The sequence below is a fragment of the Collinsella sp. An307 genome, from assembly GCF_002161805.1.
Lineage (GTDB): Bacteria > Actinomycetota > Coriobacteriia > Coriobacteriales > Coriobacteriaceae > Coprousia.
The window spans coordinates 93628-109511 of sequence record NZ_NFIP01000005.1; the positions used below are offsets into that span (position 1 = coordinate 93628).

At 62.3% G+C, this 15884-nt stretch carries 14 protein-coding genes and 1 tRNA gene; 10 read left to right on the forward strand and 5 right to left on the reverse strand.

Annotated features, from left to right (window positions below):
* Window positions 1–9: 9 nt before the first annotated feature.
* Window positions 10–4215 (reverse strand): FtsX-like permease family protein, encoded by a 4206-nt coding sequence (locus B5F89_RS05520; protein ID WP_087430800.1) that lies wholly within the window; start codon window positions 4213–4215, stop codon window positions 10–12.
* 3 nt (window positions 4216–4218) lie between these two features.
* Complete coding sequence (locus B5F89_RS05525) at window positions 4219–4920, reverse strand: ABC transporter ATP-binding protein (protein ID WP_087430801.1); 702 nt, start codon at window positions 4918–4920, stop codon at window positions 4219–4221.
* Window positions 4921–5113: 193 nt separating this feature from the next.
* On the opposite strand from B5F89_RS05525, the gene B5F89_RS05530 reads away from it, so the two are divergent.
* A complete protein-coding gene (locus B5F89_RS05530; RefSeq protein ID WP_087430802.1) occupies window positions 5114–5707 on the forward strand; it encodes a TetR/AcrR family transcriptional regulator in 594 nt (197 codons plus the stop codon).
* A gap of 16 nt (window positions 5708–5723) precedes the next feature.
* Here B5F89_RS05530 and B5F89_RS05535 read toward each other — a convergent pair whose 3' ends face one another.
* The gene (locus tag B5F89_RS05535) at window positions 5724–6095 is read right to left on the reverse strand and encodes a MerR family transcriptional regulator (protein ID WP_087430803.1); all 372 of its coding nucleotides are present in this window, start codon (window positions 6093–6095) and stop codon (window positions 5724–5726) included.
* 153 nt (window positions 6096–6248) lie between these two features.
* On the reverse strand, window positions 6249–7328 hold the full coding sequence (locus B5F89_RS05540) for an ATP-dependent 6-phosphofructokinase (protein ID WP_087430804.1): 1080 nt from the start codon (window positions 7326–7328) through the stop codon (window positions 6249–6251).
* Window positions 7329–7527: 199 nt separating this feature from the next.
* Between B5F89_RS05540 and rph the strand changes: the two genes are divergently transcribed.
* The 9 genes from rph (at window position 7528) to lysS (ending at window position 14086) form a co-directional block, all read left to right on the forward strand.
* The gene (gene rph, locus B5F89_RS05545; RefSeq protein WP_087430805.1) at window positions 7528–8268 is read left to right on the forward strand and encodes a ribonuclease PH; all 741 of its coding nucleotides are present in this window, start codon (window positions 7528–7530) and stop codon (window positions 8266–8268) included.
* A 2-nt stretch (window positions 8269–8270) separates the two neighbouring features.
* Complete coding sequence (rdgB, locus tag B5F89_RS05550) at window positions 8271–8900, forward strand: RdgB/HAM1 family non-canonical purine NTP pyrophosphatase (protein ID WP_143758341.1); 630 nt, start codon at window positions 8271–8273, stop codon at window positions 8898–8900.
* Window positions 8901–8909: 9 nt separating this feature from the next.
* Window positions 8910–9356, forward strand: coding sequence for a D-aminoacyl-tRNA deacylase (dtd, locus tag B5F89_RS05555; RefSeq protein WP_087430806.1), 447 nt, complete (start codon window positions 8910–8912; stop codon window positions 9354–9356).
* A gap of 187 nt (window positions 9357–9543) precedes the next feature.
* Window positions 9544–9840, forward strand: a complete 297-nt coding sequence (locus B5F89_RS05560) for a Veg family protein (RefSeq protein WP_087430807.1) — start codon at window positions 9544–9546, stop codon at window positions 9838–9840.
* Window positions 9841–9842: 2 nt separating this feature from the next.
* A complete protein-coding gene (gene ispE, locus B5F89_RS05565; protein ID WP_087430808.1) occupies window positions 9843–10742 on the forward strand; it encodes a 4-(cytidine 5'-diphospho)-2-C-methyl-D-erythritol kinase in 900 nt (299 codons plus the stop codon).
* Window positions 10743–10865: 123 nt separating this feature from the next.
* Window positions 10866–10942, forward strand: a tRNA-Pro gene (locus B5F89_RS05570).
* 173 nt (window positions 10943–11115) lie between these two features.
* Window positions 11116–11379, forward strand: a complete 264-nt coding sequence (gene tatA / locus B5F89_RS05575; RefSeq protein ID WP_204230587.1) for a twin-arginine translocase TatA/TatE family subunit — start codon at window positions 11116–11118, stop codon at window positions 11377–11379.
* Window positions 11380–11495: 116 nt separating this feature from the next.
* Complete coding sequence (greA, locus tag B5F89_RS05580) at window positions 11496–11969, forward strand: transcription elongation factor GreA (RefSeq protein ID WP_087430809.1); 474 nt, start codon at window positions 11496–11498, stop codon at window positions 11967–11969.
* A gap of 89 nt (window positions 11970–12058) precedes the next feature.
* Window positions 12059–14086, forward strand: a complete 2028-nt coding sequence (gene lysS, locus B5F89_RS05585) for a lysine--tRNA ligase (protein ID WP_087430810.1) — start codon at window positions 12059–12061, stop codon at window positions 14084–14086.
* Window positions 14087–14503: 417 nt separating this feature from the next.
* On the opposite strand, the gene B5F89_RS05590 is transcribed toward lysS, so the two are convergent.
* A complete protein-coding gene (locus B5F89_RS05590; protein ID WP_087430811.1) occupies window positions 14504–15553 on the reverse strand; it encodes a hypothetical protein in 1050 nt (349 codons plus the stop codon).
* Window positions 15554–15884: the final 331 nt, after the last annotated feature.

The following is a 15884-nucleotide window of genomic DNA, read 5'->3' on the forward strand; positions in this document are numbered from 1 at the left end:
GGTATCGCGTTATTCTGGGCTCTTGAGGGCTTCGACCATGTTTGTGCGGTCGAGCATGCGGTTGGTAATGAGACTCACCGCGATGGCGAACACAATAGAGAACGCCGCGGCAAGGGCGAAGCACCAAAGTCCCACCTCCACGTCGAAGTAAATCGACGGCATCTTGAGGATGTAGGTGAAGCTCTCGGAGAGCGCCCAGCCGGCGGGCAGGCCAACGAGGATGCCGATGACCGAGAGCAGGAGCGTCTCCTTGTTGATGTAGGTGCGCACCTCCCGCTTGCGGAAGCCGAGGACCTTGATGGTGGCAATTTCGCGTTCGCGCTCGCCGATGTTCACGGTCGAGAGCGTGAAGAGCACCACGAATGCAAGTCCCGCAGCTAGAGCGATGACCACGTAGACCACCACGTTGATGAGGGTGAAGCTTTCTTCGAACTGCTCATGCATCTTGGCGACGCTTGTGATGGAGAGGAATTCCTCGTCGTCCTCAAGCGTGTCGGCAAAGGCGCGCTGCTCCTCTTGCGTGCCGTCGAGGTGGGCAAAGAAACCGTTGAGCTCAAGTGGGCCAAAGAGCTCCTCGTAGGCGGCTTCGGTCATGTAGACGGCGTTGCCGAGGTAGTTGCGCGTGATGGCAGCAATGGTGGGCTCCGCCTCGTCAAGAGCGCTCGTGGTTATCTCAACCGTGTCGCCCGCGTCAAGGCCAAGCACGGTGGCGGCGTTGTTGGTGATGACCACACCTGCGTCCTCCAGATCGATGTGCTCGCCTGAGAGCGCCTCAAGCGAGACGTACTCGTCAATGGAAGACCCGGTGGGAATGACGTAGAGCTGCATGCTCTCCTTGGCGCCGTCGAACTCAACCGTCACGTTGTCCACGCCGATAGGCTCGATGCTCGTCACCTCGGGCGCATCCTCTAGCATGGCAAGACACGTGTCGTAGTCCTCTGCCATGGTTGCCGCCATGAGGTCGTAGCGGTAAATCTGCTCGTACTGGCGCGGAGCGAGCGACTCGACGGTGTTCTTGATGGAGAAGCCGCAGATGAGAAGTGCCGTGCAGCCCATGATGCCAAAGACCGTCATGAAGAAGCGCTTCTTGTAGCGGAAGAGGTTGCGTGCGGTGACCTTGTTGAGGAAACCCATGCGTCGCCAGATGAACGTGATGCGCTCGAGGAAGATGCGCGAGCCGGCGCGCGGCGCCTTGGGTCGCATGAGGGTGGCGGGCGTCTCGGCAAGTACGGCGCGGCAACTCAGGAAGGTCGAGCCGCCGATGCCAATCACAAAGGCAGCGATGCCGAGGACGGCGTAGAAGAGGTTGAAGTTAAGGCTGAAAAGCGGGAGCAAATACATCGCCTGGAAGATGTAGAAGAGGATGTAGGGGATGAGGACAAAGCCTGCGATGTCGCCGATGATGCCGCCGATGAGCGCGGCGGAGACCGAGTAGACGAGGTACTTGGAGAGCACGCGGGCCTTGGAGTAGCCAAGCGCCTTGTACAGACCGATGAGGACGCGCTCCTCGTCAACCATGCGGGTTGCCGTGGTGAGGCTCACGAGGATGGCAACGATGAAGAAGATGACGGGGATGATGCGGGCGATGGCCTCGATGGACGATGCATCGGAGTCGACGCTCGAATAGCTGCCCAAACTTGAGCGGTCCTGCACGTACCAGGTCGCCTGTTCGACGGCTGCCACCTGGTCGCGTGCGTCGGCAATCTGCTCGGCGGCATCGGCGCGCTCCTCTTCGAGCGTGGCGCGGCCCTCGTCGAGCTCCGCCTGGCCGTCGGCGATCTGCGCGAGCGCGTCGTCGAGCTGGCGCTGGGCATCGTTAAGCTGGGCAAGGGCGTCGGCGCGCTGTCGGATGAGCTCCGCCTGACCCTCAGCAAGCTGCTTTTGCCCGTCGGCGAGCGCGGCAGCGTTTGTGTCGATGAGCGCTTGCGCCTGCGTGAGCTCGTCGTGGGCGCTCCAAAGCGCCGCCCATCCGTTATCGATGAGTTTCTGGGCCTCTGCAAACCCGGCCTCTGCCTGGGTCTTTGCTGTGGCGATGCCCTCTTCGAGGAGAGGGAGGGCTGCCTGTGCCTCGGTAAGGCCGGCTGCCGCCTGGATGCGTCCGGAGGCGAGTGCTGTGGCGTTCTGGTCGCTTTCGGGATTAGCGAGCTGGGCAAGGCCAGCTTGGAGGTTGTCGATGCCCGTCTGCTGTTCAGTAAGTGCGGTTTGCTGCACTTCGAGCTGGGTGAGTGTGGCGTTGGCAGTTTCAAGCGTCTTCTCGAGTGTCGCCTTGCGTTCCTGGGTTTCTGCAAGCTTGGCAGCGGGCTCTTCACGCTCGGTCTGAAGCGCGGCAAGGTCGCTCTCGTAATCGGGGTCGCTGGGGTCGAGCGCGGCAATCTCGGCATCAATCGTGTCGAGTTTGCCTTGCAGCTTTTCGATGTCGTTACCGAGGGTCTCGAGCTCGCCGTTGGTAAGGGAAATCAGGGAGTTCGCCTGCTCTATGCCGGCGTTGAGCTGCGCGAGAAGGCCCTCGAGCGTTGTATTGATACTGGGGGCAACGGTATCGAGCGTCTGCAAGCTTTCGGTAACTGCCTGCGAGAATGCGCTGACGGCCTCTGCCGTTGCTGCCTCGTCTGCACCGTTGGCGTTCTGGACGCCCGCCCAGCTGTCGTTGAGTTTAGTCGCGCACGCTCTCAGTTGCGCGGCCACGATAGTGAGAGCAGATTGGGCGTCTCCTGCGCCCGTACCAGCGTTCCATCCGCCTACGCCGCCGATGCCGCTGCTTGTGGTGTTGTCAATTGCGTCCTCGGCCGCGTCTCCCTCGTTGCCGGAGCCGCCTGAGGCAGCGCCCATGCTCTCGATGCCGTCCGCCAGCTGCGTAAGACCCCCGGCAAGAGTGGACACGGTGCCATCGAGCTCGGCGATGGTCCCCGGCAGGGTTTCGACGGCGTTGTTCACCTCGTCACGTTGTGCCTCAAGCCCAGGGAGTGTGGTCCCGTAGAACGTCTCCCGCTGCGCATCGAACTCCGCTTGGCCGTCGTAGAGCTCGCGCTCCGCGGCAGGGAGTTGGGCGTTGTATGCGGTGATGCCCTCGGCAAGCTCCGCGCGCCCCTGCTCGAGCTCTGCCATGCCCTCGGCAAGCGTCAGGCGATTCTGATTTATGGTCGCCTGAGCATCGTCAAGCTGGGCGAGGGCGTCCGCGCGTTGGGCATCGAGCTCGCGCTGGCCGTCGAACACCTCGGCCAAGCTCTCGTTGAGCGTTTTCTGTCCGTCGGCGAGCTCTTGCTCGGCGTCGGCAATCTGCTCGGCGGCATCCGCTTCGGCCTCGTCAATCTCGGCATAGGCGTCGTTTTTGATGGCCTCGGTACGGGCGCGTTCGCGCTGCGGCGCCAAGTCCTCTACGCGGTCCTGGACCTCGTCCACCAGTGCCTCATATTCTGCCGAATAGGCGGAAAGGTCGTCGGTCCCCGCAACGGAGAGGTAGGCGACCGTGTAGGCCTCGGGGTCCACCACGGCGCTCTTGTCCACAAAGAAGGTGTAGTCGGAGGAGGTGGCGGCGCGGAAGGCGACGGGACCCTCGGGCTGGGTGATGTTCGCCGGGTCGATGATGGTGCCGACGATGGTGTAGGTGCCGCCCGCTACGACGGGGTCGCCCTCGTCCTCGGTATCGTCTGCGGCGGACTCGTCCTCATCTTCATCGGTGCCGGTTTCGAGGTCGGATAGGCCCGTGGGGTCCTCTTGCGGAGTCTCTTCCAGCTCGACGGTGTCGCCGATGCTCTTGCCCGCCTCGTTGAGGTAGTTCTGCGTGACCGCAATCTCGCCCGGGGCGTCCGGTAGCTCGCCCTCCACCAGATACGGCTCGTTGATGCCGGAGTCGAGCAGCGCTTTTGCGGCAACGGTTGCGCGCAGCCCGTCAACGCGCGTGTAGGTCTCCTGCTCGTAGCCGCCTTCGACCGTCTCAACGCCTTCAATGGCGGCGAGCCCGGTAAGGTCGTCCTCCACAAGACCTAAGGTCGACTGCACCGATATATCGAACAAGTTCTGCCGCGCGTACAGGTCGTCTGCCGCTTGGCGCAGGTCGATGCATGCCATCGACAGGCCGGTGAGCATGGTCGCGCCCAGCGCAGTGATGGCAACGATCGAGAGGAAGCGCTTTTTGCTCTTGGCGATGGTGCGCAGCGTGTCTTTGGTGAACGCCGCCGGGCCGTGTGCGGATGGTGTCGTGCGGTGGCCTGCCATGGTTTACCACTCGATATCCGCGATAGGGGTGGGGTGCTCGTTCAAGGTCATCTCGGTCACCTTGCCGCTCTTGAAGCGGATGAGGCGGTCTGCCATGGGGGCGAGCGCCGAGTTGTGCGTGATGATGATGACCGTGATGCCGTCGCGTCGGCAGGTGTCTTGCAAAAGCTGCAGGATCTGCTTGCCGGTCACGTAGTCGAGGGCTCCCGTGGGCTCGTCGCAGAGCAGGAGCTTGGGGTTTTTGGCGATGGCGCGCGCGATGGAGACGCGCTGCTGCTCACCGCCGGAGAGCTGAGCGGGGAAGTTGCCCATGCGCGCCCCAAGGCCCACTTTGGCAAGGGTCTCGGCGGCGTCGAGGGCGCCCGGGCAGATCTGGCTCGCGAGCTCGACGTTCTCGAGCGCCGTCAGGTTGGGGACGAGGTTGTAGAACTGAAAGACAAAGCCCACATCGGTACGTCGGTATTCGACGAGTTCGGCCTCCGAGGCACTCGATATGTCGCGCCCGTCCACCGTGACAGTGCCGGAGGTAAGCGTGTCCATGCCACCCAGGATGTTGAGCGCTGTGGTCTTGCCGGCGCCCGATGCGCCAAGGATTACGGCGAGCTCGCCCCGCTCGACGGTAAAGCTCGCGCGATCAAGCGCGTGGATGAGGGTCTCGCCTGAACCGTAGGCTTTGATTACGTCTTTGAACTCGATATATGCCATAGCGCGTGACCTCGCTGGGTTATGCAGAATACGGAATGCCGATTACTCGACATCGTGTTGTCTACCCAGTATAGTGGGGCGCAAGGCGGGCTTTGACGTGCACTCGACACCGCCGCGGCAATTGTCGAGCGATGGTGACAAAGGGGCGGGGCGTTCGGCCGCTCCCTCTTTGTCCGGGTTGGAGGGAGTGCCGATGGCATCCAAGCAACCGCAGGTGACCGAGCAGACGCGTGCGAACCTCACGCAGGCGTTTTGGAGCCTGTACCTCGAGAAGCCTATAGAAAAGATCACGGTGCGCGAGATAACCGACCGCGCCGGGTACAACCGCGCCACGTTCTACCTGTACTATCGCGATGTGTACGACCTCTTCGACCAGCTCGAGGAGGGCGTGCTCTCGCAGGTGCGCGCGCTGGTGGACCGGCGTCTGCTTGCGGGCGATACGCTCGACTTCTCCCAGCATATGGGGCTCATCATCGGTCTTGCGCAGCGCTTTGACGGCTTTATGCCGCGCCTTATGGCCGGTGACCCTTCGTTTGGCGATAGGCTGAAAGACATCATCGCGCCTCTGCTCGATCGCTTTATTCTGCCCGACGAAGGCATGACGGACGAGGAACGCGCTATCATGCGGGAGTTTTATCTCTCGGGTCTTCTCGCCGCGGTCAACACCTGGATGGCGCGGGAGGACCGCATGCCCATCGACCGGCTCCTCGAGCTCATCGTGGCAGCCGTGGCACCAGGTACTGTCGCGATGACCTCCGCCGCTGCCGAGAGCGATATCGAAGGCTAAGGCACTTCGCCAAGGCCTAGCGCATCTGCGCCTCTACCTTGAGCATCTCGTCGTAGTTTTCGATTTTGTGGTTGAGGCGGTCGAGGCCGGCCTGCATCTCGGCTATGCGTGCCGCGGCAATGTCGCGCTGCTCCTCGAGGATGGCCTTGCGCGCAGCGATGGTCTCGTCTCCTTGGTCAAGCAGGTGCATGTATTCCTGAAGCGCCTCGATGGACACGTTTGCCCCGCGCATGCACTTGACGAACTCGATGCGGTTGCAATCCGCCTCGGAGTAATTGCGGACGCCGCTCGCCGTGCGCGCGATAGGACCCAAAAGCCCCATGCGCTCGTAATACCTGAGGGTATCCGGGCTGATGGCGAACTTCTGGGCAACTTCGGCGATGCGCATGACGACGTTCCTTTCCACGCTGCCAGACCTCATTTATAGCGCTTGAAGCAAACTCTATGTCAAGGTGCGAAATGAAATAGAAAGAACGGTCGGCGTTACCAAAAACGGCGCCCGAGCTCTTTGTGCCCGGGCGCCGCTGCGTTGCAAGGGGCGTTACTCGTCGCCGAAGCTGATGCCGAGTGCCTTGGCCTCGCGCACCAGGTCGCTCTTGGGGTCGACGTACTTGAGCTTTCCGGCGACCTCTTTGAGCGGCACGCGGCACATCTTGCCTTCTACCTGGGCGACCATAAAGCCAAACTCGCCGTCGAGGCAGCCGAGCGCGCCCTCGACGCCGCACTGGGTGGCAAAGACGCGGTCCTGCGCGTCGGGCGCGCCGCCGCGCTGGGTGTGACCGGGGATGGCGACGCGGGTCTCGCGACCGGTCTTCTCCTCAATCTCCTTTGCGATGTCGTAGACAATCGACGGGCTCGTGCGCTCGGCGACCTTCTTCTTGTACTCCTTCTTGGAGAGCTTGGCGTCCTTCTTGGAGATGGCGCCCTCGGCCACCGCGATGATGGTGAAGCGGCTGCCGGTCTGCATGCGCTTCTCGATGGTGGCAATGACGTTTTTCATGTCATAGGGGATCTCGGGGATGAGGATGACGTCCGCACCGCCGGCGACGCCCGCATAGAGCGGGATCCAGCCAACCTTGTGGCCCATGATCTCGATCACAAAGACGCGGCCGTGGCTGGAGGCGGTGGTGTGGATGTCGTCGATGCATTTGGTGGCGACCTCAACGGCGCTGGTGAAACCAAAGGTCATGTCGGTTCCCCAAGTGTCGTTGTCGATGGTCTTGGGCAGCGCGATAACGTTCAGGCCCTCTTCAGACAGGCGGTTGGCGGTCTTGGTGGAGCCGTTGCCGCCGAGCATGAAGAGGCAGTCGAGCTCAAGCGTCTTGTAGGTCTTGATCATGGCGGGGACCTTCTCCACGCCGTCGGCCTCAGGCGTGTCGAGGCGCTTGAAGGGCGTGCGGCTCGTGCCCAGGATGGTGCCGCCACGCGTGAGGATGCCGCTGAAGTCGCGCGCCGTCATGCGACGGTAGCGCCCGTAGATAAGGCCCTGGTAGCCGTTCTCAAAGCCGTAGATCTCCACCGGCTCAGGGCTTTTGTTGATGAGGGTCTTGACGATGCCGCGCATGGTGGCGTTGAGCGCCTGGCAGTCGCCGCCGCTCGTGAGCAGGCCGATTCTGAGCATGTGCACTCCTTTTGACGAGAGAGGCCGAACACCGGAATTATAGTCCCGCCCTATGCGACTCAAAAGGCGGCAACGCCATTTGTTACCTAAGGTGCTGGCGATGGGGCATGTTTTGTATCTTCTCACGCGTACGGAGTGTGCGATACTGACGAGGATTGAGATCTCGACTCAACGTGAGCCACACACAAGGAGGCATTGGATGGACATCATTCCCGTGAACCGCGCTGGGGGCCGCGCCGCAAACGAGCTGCGCCCCGTGACGCTCACCCGCGAAGTGCTCAAGAACGCCCTCGGGTCGTGTTTGGTCACGTTCGGCGACACCAAGGTGCTCTGCGCCGCCACCATCGAGGAGGGCGTGCCCGCTTGGCGCCGTGCCAGCCATCAGGGTTGGGTCACTGCCGAGTACGCCATGCTTCCCGCCTCGACCAACCGCCGCACCTCGCGCGAGCGCAGCCAGCGTAAAGGGCGGAGCATGGAGATCGAGCGCCTCATCGGCAGGTCGCTCCGTACGGTGGTGAACATGCGGGCGCTCGGCGAGTTCACCGTCACGGTCGACTGCGACGTCATCCAGGCAGACGGCGGTACGCGCACGGCGAGCATCACGGGCGCTTGGGTGGCGCTCCACGATGCACTCATGACGTGGGTGGACGCGGGCAAGATCGCGCGCCTGCCGCTTACCGGCCAGGTTGCCGCGGTCTCGATGGGCGTGGTCGACGGGGCGGAGCTTCTCGACCTCGATTACCGCGAGGACAGCCATGCCGAGGTGGATATGAACCTGGTGGCGACCGACACGGGCGAAATCATCGAGGTCCAGGGCACCGGCGAGCAGATGCCGTTTACGCGCGAGCGCCTCGGTCGCCTGCTCGATCTGGGCGATGCGGGCATTGCCAAGCTCATCGCCCTGCAAAATGAGGTAACGGCGTTTCGCGACGAGGAGTAAGCATGGCTCTCGAGAAGATTGACATTCAAACGCTCGACCCCGCGGCAACGATTGTGGTGGCTACGGGCAACGCCCATAAGCTTGTGGAGATCGAGGCCATTTTGGGTGCCGCGATGCCCGGCGTGCGCTTTGTGTCCATAAAGCAGTTGGGCGATTTTGAGGATCCCGAGGAAACGGGTGCGACCTTTGCCGAGAACGCGCTCATCAAGGCGCGTGCGGCCGTTGCCGAGACCGGCTTTGCGGCGGTTGCCGACGATTCCGGCCTAGTGGTGGACGCCCTTAACGGCGAGCCGGGCGTGTACTCGGCGCGCTATGCCGGCGTGCACGGTGACGATGCGGCAAACAACGCCAAGCTCCTGGGCAACATGGCAGACGTTCCCGCGCCGGAGCGCACCGCCCGCTTTATGAGCGTGGTGGCGCTCGTGCGCCCGGACGGGACCGCACTCACGGGCACCGGTGCCTGCGAGGGTGCGATTGGGTTTGAGGGACGCGGCAGTAACGGCTTTGGCTATGACCCGCTGTTCTTGCCCCAAGACACCCCGGGCAAAACCATGGCCGAGCTCACGCCCGAGGAAAAGAACGCCATCAGCCATCGCTACCATGCGCTGGTCGATCTCTCGGCAAAGCTCTAGGGGCACCCTATGCGCGCGGTGATTCAACGGGTCCTTCAAGCGAGCGTGACAGTGGGGGAGGATGTGGTCGGCGCCATTGGCCAGGGCTACCTGATCTTGCTTGGCGTGGGCGCTGACGATGCCGAGACGGAGGCGGAGCGTCTTTGGGCAAAGATCCGCGACCTGCGCATCTGCGAGGACGAGGCCGGCAAGACCAACCTCTCACTTGTGCAGACGGAAGGTGAGGTGCTCGTGGTCTCGCAGTTCACGCTCTATGCCGACTGTCGCCGCGGCCGCCGGCCCTCGTTTACCGCCGCGGGCGACCCAGCGCAAGCGCGGGAGCTCTACGAGTATTTCGCCGGTTTGGTCCGTCGTGACCTCGGTCGCGTGGAGACGGGTTCCTTTGGCGCCCATATGCAGGTCTCGCTTGTAAACGACGGTCCGTTCACTATCGTGCTCGACACTGCGGACCTCTAGGCGCAGCACTCGTTTTTTGTGGAGCAGCTTGGTCGAACCGGCGCCGTCCTCCACCGATTCGCCACCATATACCGAGGCAGGCGTGCATATTTGCCGCCAGCCTGCTATAATGCCGGCGTTTGTCTATCTTGGGGGCACTCTGCCCATTTGCATGATCGCCCCCTTGCAGCCTGCAGGAGGCTCACTAATGGAAGAGATGCCGGTAAATCACGTTGATGAGATCAAGGACAAGCTCGCCGATATGGTGGGCGAGCGCGTGCGTGTGAAGGCCAACATGGGCCGCACCCGCGTGGTCGAGCGCATGGGCACCATCAAGACGGTGCACCCCTCGGTCTTTGTGGTCGAGTCCACGGAGCGTCGCGGCCGCACTTCGCGCCAGTCCTATCAGTATGTCGATGTTCTCACCGGAACGGTCGAGATCTTTGACCCCGAGAGCGGCGAGTATGTGTTCACGCCGCTGGGCAACCAGCTCGAGGAGCACTAGCCATGGCGCGCAAACCCGGTAAGTTCATCCTTATCTCGGCTCCCGCCAAGATCAATCTGTACCTGGGAGTTCACGCCGAGAAGGACGAGAGGGGCTATCACCGCGTTGACTCGGTGATGACCACGATCGACCTTGCCGACGTGGTTGCGCTGGCTCCCGCGGACGAGCTCTCTGTCCACACGGTCCCCGCGGCCGATTACCCCATGGACCAGAACTCCGCCTACCGTGCCGCCCGTGCCATGGGCGAGGCGTTTGGCCGCGAGCCCAACTTTGCGATTCTGATCGATAAGCACATCCCCCAGCAGGCCGGCCTCGGCGGTCCTTCGACCGATGCGGCGGCAACCATTTTAGGCATCGCCTCGTATTGGGGCATTGATGCTCGCGACCCGCGCATCGACGAGGTCGCACGCAGCGTTGGGGCGGACGTGCCGTTTTTCCTGTACGGCCCGCCGGCGTTCTGCGACGGTGCGGGTGATACGGTGCGTGAGATCTTCCGCCCGCTCACGGGTACGGCGGTGGCGCTCGTGCGTCCGCAGGGCCCCGGCGTCTCCACGGCTGAGGCCTATCGTCGCTTTGACGAGAACCCCGCCGAGCTGCCGCCCCTCGAGCCCTTGCTCGACGCGATGCGCAAGCACGACGAGACCGAGATCTTCGACCACGTGGCAAACAACCTCGCGCCGGCTGCCTGCGAGCTCCATCCTAAGATGGCAGAGGCCCTCGCATGGATTCGCGAGCAGCGTGACGTTCGCGCCGCTAACGTCGCCGGTTCCGGGTCGACCGTCTTTGCCGTCTGCAACACGCAGATGGCTGCCGAGGCCATCGCGCTTGCCGCCCGCGACCGCGGTTGGTGGGGAGAGGTTGCCCAGATGGAGAAGTCCGGCCCCTACATTTCGGTCGGCTAACGCCAGGCGGCTGGCGCCGGCCGCCCTTGCGCGCATGCACATGCGGCGCGTTCGTGCGAGCTTCACATTCGCATTTTCGCTCTAGCATTGTGCACGAGCTTTGTGCTATCATGTCCTCCGCTTCGGGTTGTGGCTCAGTTTGGTAGAGCACCGCGTTCGGGACGCGGGGGTCGCTGGTTCAAATCCAGTCAACCCGACCATCGCATGTTATGAGGGCCTGCCGTTTGGCGGGCCCTCTGCGTTTTAGCCCTCGTAGCAGAGCATGTGGCAGACGCGTTACCATGCAACGTGTAAATTGTGGCGAGGTTGTTCCGCTCGCCCCGGCGCGGTATACTCTTGCGAGTTGTTTCGACGAATCTGTGGGAGGAAAACAATGGGTTTTCTGCCAAAGGGTACTGAGTGGATCATCATTCTGGTCATTGTTCTGGTCATCTTCGGGCCCAAGAACCTTCCGAAGCTCGGCGCTTCGCTCGGCAAGACCGTCAAGAACCTGCGTGAGGGCATGCAGGGTGAGGACGAGCCCGTCTCCGATGAGGCCGAGGCTCCCGTCGAGGATGAGAACGACGCCAAGATCCGCGAGCTTGAGGCTCAGCTCGCCGATGCCAAGAAGAAGAAGGAAGAGCAGGACGCTGAGTAGTCCCGCTCGTATATGAGCGTGCGGCGACCGGCGTGCCTGTAGGGACACCGGTCGCCTTGTTGTCTCGGGAACACGCCCGGACGCAGCTGCCAAGACCAAGTAGCAAGGAGCACAGCATGGCGGTAAGCGACATCGTACTGACAGCCGAGGGCCGCAAGAAGCTCGTTGATGAGCTCGAGTGGCGTGAGGGCGACTTCGCCAAGGAGATCGTCGAGCGCATCAAGACGGCGCGCGACTTTGGCGACCTTTCGGAGAACTCCGAGTACGACGATGCCAAGGAGGAGCAGGCCAAGAACGCCGCCCGCATCGCCGAGATTCAGGCGATTCTCGCCAACGCTCAGGATGCGGAGGACGTCGACCACGTGCTCAGCGTCTCCATCGGCTGCACCGTCGATTTGGTCGACGCCGATGGCGTGGCGATGACCGTCACCCTCGTGGGTACCACCGAGACCAACTCGCTCGAGCACAAGATCTCCAACGAGTCCCCGGTCGGCCGCGCCATCATTGGCCATGGCCAGGGTGAGACCGTTGAGGTTGTGACGCCCTCCGGCAAGAGCCGCGTCTACACCATCACCAAGATCTCGCGCTAGACCGCGGTCCGGCGCATCGAGTAAGGCATGCTCCCCGGGACCGCACGCCCGGGGAGCTTTTTTATGAGTAGAGCTTGAGGAGCATTTCCATGGCAGATACCGAGACGAGCCAGGTTGCCGCCGAGGTTGCGGCGCCGGATACGCTAAACGACGAGCGCGCGCATCGCCTCTCCAAGCGTGCCGCCATGATTGAGGCGGGGCGCAATCCCTATCCGGAGCATTCTGAGGTAGACACCTACGTCACCGACATCGAGGCCCGCTATGCGGAGCTCGAGGCGGGCGAGGACACCGCCGATGTGGTAAAGATTGCCGGTCGCGTGGTGGCCAAGCGCGGCCAGGGCAAGATCATGTTCGTGGTCCTGCGCGACCCCACCGGCGATATCCAGCTCTTCTGCCGTATCAACGATATGCCCGCTGAGGCCTGGGAGCTCCTGGGCGAGCTCGACCTGGGCGATATCGTAGGTGCCGAGGGCATCGTCGTGCGTACCCGCCGCGGCCAGCTCTCCGTGGCGCCGCGCGCCCTTACGCTCCTCACCAAGGCGGTCCGCCCGCTGCCCGAGAAGTTCCACGGCCTTTCCGACAAGGAGACCCGTTACCGCCAGCGCTACGTCGACCTGATCGTCAACGAGGACGTGCGCGCGACCTTTGCCAAGCGCTCCGCCATTGTGTCCGCCTTCCGCCGCTACATGGAGGAGACGGGCTACATGGAGGTCGAGACGCCGATCCTGCAGACCATCCAGGGCGGTGCTACGGCCAAGCCCTTCATCACGCATTTCAATGCGCTCAACCAGGAGTGCTATCTGCGCATCGCCACCGAGCTTCACCTGAAGCGCCTGCTCGTGGGCGGGTTTGAGCGTGTCTTTGAGATTGGCCGCATCTTCCGCAACGAGGGCATGGACCTCACGCACAACCCTGAGTTCACCACCATGGAGGCCTACCGCGCCTACTCCGACCTCGACGGCATGAAGGAGCTCGCCGAAGGCGTCATCAAGGCTGCCAACGCCGCTATCGGCAACCCCGAGGTCATCGAGTATCAGGGCCAGCGGATTGACCTGTCGGGCACGTGGCCGAGCCGTCCCATGACCGAGATCGTTTCTGAGGCTGTGGGCCGCACGCTCACCCTCGACACGCCCATCGAGGAGCTGCGCGCTGCCGCCGCCGAGGTGGGTATCGAGGTCAATCCCGCATGGGGTGCCGGCAAGCTCATTGCCGAGATCTACGACGAGGCGGGCGAGCCCTCCATTGTGAATCCGACCTTTGTGGTCGACTATCCCGTTGAGGTGTCGCCGCTTGCCAAGCGTCGCGAGGACGATCCGCGTCTCACGCACCGCTTTGAGCTCGTGATCGCCGGTCACGAGTACGCCAACGCGTTCTCTGAGCTCAACGACCCGGTCGACCAGGCCGAGCGCTTCCGCAAGCAGGTGGAGGAGAAGTTCGCCGGCGACGATGAGGCCATGGAGTACGACGAGGACTACGTGCGCGCCCTCGAGTACGGCATGCCCCCGGCGGGCGGCATCGGCATTGGCATCGACCGCGTGGTGATGCTCCTCACCGACTCCGCTTCCATCCGCGACGTGCTGCTCTTCCCGCACATGAAGCCCGAGAAGGGCGCCGGTCAGGCAAAAGGCGCGGCTGCTCTCGCTGCAGGTTCCGATGCCTCTGCGGCGTGCGATGCCGAGGCCTCTTCTGACGGCGCGTCCGCCTTCGTGACGCCCAAGCTCCCCACGCTCGACTACGAGAAGGTCGTCGTGGAGCCGCTCTTTGAGGACATGGTCGACTTCGACACGTTCTGCAAGAGCGACTTCCGCGTGGTGAAGGTCAAGGCCTGCGAGGCGGTCAAGAAGAGCAAGAAGCTCCTGCAGTTCACGCTTGACGACGGTTCGGGCACCGATCGCACCATCCTCTCCGGTATTCACGCGTTCTACGAGCCCGAGGATCTGGTGGGCAAGACCTGCGTCGCCATCGTGAACCTCCCGCCGCGCAAGATGATGGGTATCGATTCCTGCGGCATGCTCATCAGTGCCGTCCACAAGGAGGGCGAGGGTGACGACGCCGAGGAGCGCCTGAACCTCCTTATGCTCGACGACCGCATCCCCGCGGGCGCCAAGCTCTGCTAACGTTGCGGTCGGCGTCAAATTGCCGACGGTAAGAGATTGCTTTTGATACAGCGGGCCCTGGGGACTCACCCGGGGCCCGCTGCGTTTTGGCGCCCAGTCCGTGGGGCCGCCGTGCTTCGTGTCCTGTCCTGCTGAAATTGTGTATACCGAAACATTGTGTATACCGAAACTGCATAGTGTGCCGAAGCACATTGGACAATTCCGCAGGTAAATAGCTTGAAGCGCTTGTTCTCTATATTTCGTCATAAAGTTTCAGTACACACAATTTCTTTCGGTATACACAATCTAGCCCCAATACTGTTTGTGCATACACGATCTTGCGATGCCCGTGGATTATACGGTGCGCTCCATGCGTGGTGGTCGACATGCTTGCGCCTCCGCCAGTCTTTGGAGACGATGGTTTGCGGCGGGAAGGCTTTAGAGCCGCTTCGGCACCCCTGCGGTTGAAAGCGCCCTCTCAAGCTTTAGGTCATCAGTTGCTTCCCGATAGGACAGGCGAACGACCGTCGCGCCTGTGAGATTGAGGTGCGACTCGCGCCGGCGCTCGTCGGCGAGAATCTGTTGCGTCTCGTCGATTGCGAGCGCCTTGCCGTGGTCGTCCCGTTGGTATTTTTGCAGGCCATCGAGCTCCAGAATGATGATTCTTCCGTCGGGGAGCCGCCAATAGAAATCGACGGTGATGGTGACGTTTGGATTGAGGGGGTCGGGAACTTCCACTTGTAGCTCTGGAACGATGAATCCAATCTCGATGATGGCGGCGCGCACGACCGACTCGCCGCCATTGGCGCTTCGACCGTCTGCATAGTGAAGCGTCTGCCGGACCCGGGCGATACCATGCCGGTATCTGCTGTGTTCGTCAACGTAGGCCTCGAGTCTCTCGATGGTGGTGAGCTGGTGATGCAGCGACGAGTCGACGATGGCGAGTCCCTGTCGAAACGTTGCGTGCCGCAGGCAATCGAAGATGGTCGCTTCGAGAGGAGTGACGCGTATACCGTTAATGACCGTTGAGGATAAATCCGGCAAGGCATGGTGGACGTAGCAAGGCGATGTCGACCGTCGATTACTCGATTTGTCAACGCCAATATGCGCTTTGGTGAGCAGTGCATAGGGGACCTGCAGACCGTGGACGACCGCGGCGGAGTACAGGCAGAATGTCCAAGAGGGGTGACGATGGACAAGGGAGCGGATCAGGTGGTACATCCTTGCCCGCGGGGATAATGGGGCAAGATACGATGGACGGGCATAGTAGCCTGGGTACACCTCTTCAAGGACGCCCTCCGCGACGAGTTGTTTTGCTTGCTGTAGTATGCGCCCCGAACGGGGGGAGGCAAACCGCAGACCGCTCTCAGCTTCGTTTAGTGCACGTTCGAGAGCCCGCTGAGTTTTCGGGTCCTGTATCGAAAGGTTCGATGGGCAAAGCGCCTTTGTCGCGCTGGCCCGTTGTGTCTGCGGCGTTTCCATGACCATTTCACCTCCTGTCGAGCTACCGATTGCCCTATAACGCTAGCAGGCGCGTCAAACCGTTTTCTATGGCGAGCTTGCACGGGTCTAACAAGACGTGCATAGGCATCTAACCGGGCAGTTAAAAGGGGTCGTTTTGTGCCGCTTCGACATGGTTCACATCTGGTGGACGGCAAAGGTTTTCGGCGAACGGCGCGAGGAAACATGCAATGCACAACGAGTGAAAGGGGGGGTGAGGGCATCAGTCGCGTCGCCTCGCAATATTGAACGATGTGTCTTGTGGGGGAAGTACAATGTGGAGATTGTCTCGCTGCGGGAGGTGCTTATGATCCAACGT

Excerpts from the sequence above, each read along its gene's own strand:
- B5F89_RS05560 (WP_087430807.1), top strand. The coding sequence starts at position 9,544 with ATGGAAGAGATGCCGGTAAATCACGTTGATGAGATCAAGGACAAGCTC.
- B5F89_RS05530 (WP_087430802.1), top strand. The coding sequence starts at position 5,114 with ATGGCATCCAAGCAACCGCAGGTGACCGAGCAGACGCGTGCGAACCTC.
- B5F89_RS05535 (WP_087430803.1), bottom strand. The coding sequence starts at position 6,095 with ATGCGCATCGCCGAAGTTGCCCAGAAGTTCGCCATCAGCCCGGATACC.
- ispE (WP_087430808.1), top strand. The coding sequence starts at position 9,843 with ATGGCGCGCAAACCCGGTAAGTTCATCCTTATCTCGGCTCCCGCCAAG.
- B5F89_RS05525 (WP_087430801.1), bottom strand. The coding sequence starts at position 4,920 with ATGGCATATATCGAGTTCAAAGACGTAATCAAAGCCTACGGTTCAGGC.
- rph (WP_087430805.1), top strand. The coding sequence starts at position 7,528 with ATGGACATCATTCCCGTGAACCGCGCTGGGGGCCGCGCCGCAAACGAG.
- greA (WP_087430809.1), top strand. The coding sequence starts at position 11,496 with ATGGCGGTAAGCGACATCGTACTGACAGCCGAGGGCCGCAAGAAGCTC.
- tatA (WP_204230587.1), top strand. The coding sequence starts at position 11,116 with ATGGGTTTTCTGCCAAAGGGTACTGAGTGGATCATCATTCTGGTCATT.
- rdgB (WP_143758341.1), top strand. The coding sequence starts at position 8,271 with ATGGCTCTCGAGAAGATTGACATTCAAACGCTCGACCCCGCGGCAACG.
- B5F89_RS05520 (WP_087430800.1), bottom strand. The coding sequence starts at position 4,215 with ATGGCAGGCCACCGCACGACACCATCCGCACACGGCCCGGCGGCGTTC.
- B5F89_RS05540 (WP_087430804.1), bottom strand. The coding sequence starts at position 7,328 with ATGCTCAGAATCGGCCTGCTCACGAGCGGCGGCGACTGCCAGGCGCTC.
- dtd (WP_087430806.1), top strand. The coding sequence starts at position 8,910 with ATGCGCGCGGTGATTCAACGGGTCCTTCAAGCGAGCGTGACAGTGGGG.
- B5F89_RS05590 (WP_087430811.1), bottom strand. The coding sequence starts at position 15,553 with ATGGTCATGGAAACGCCGCAGACACAACGGGCCAGCGCGACAAAGGCG.
- lysS (WP_087430810.1), top strand. The coding sequence starts at position 12,059 with ATGGCAGATACCGAGACGAGCCAGGTTGCCGCCGAGGTTGCGGCGCCG.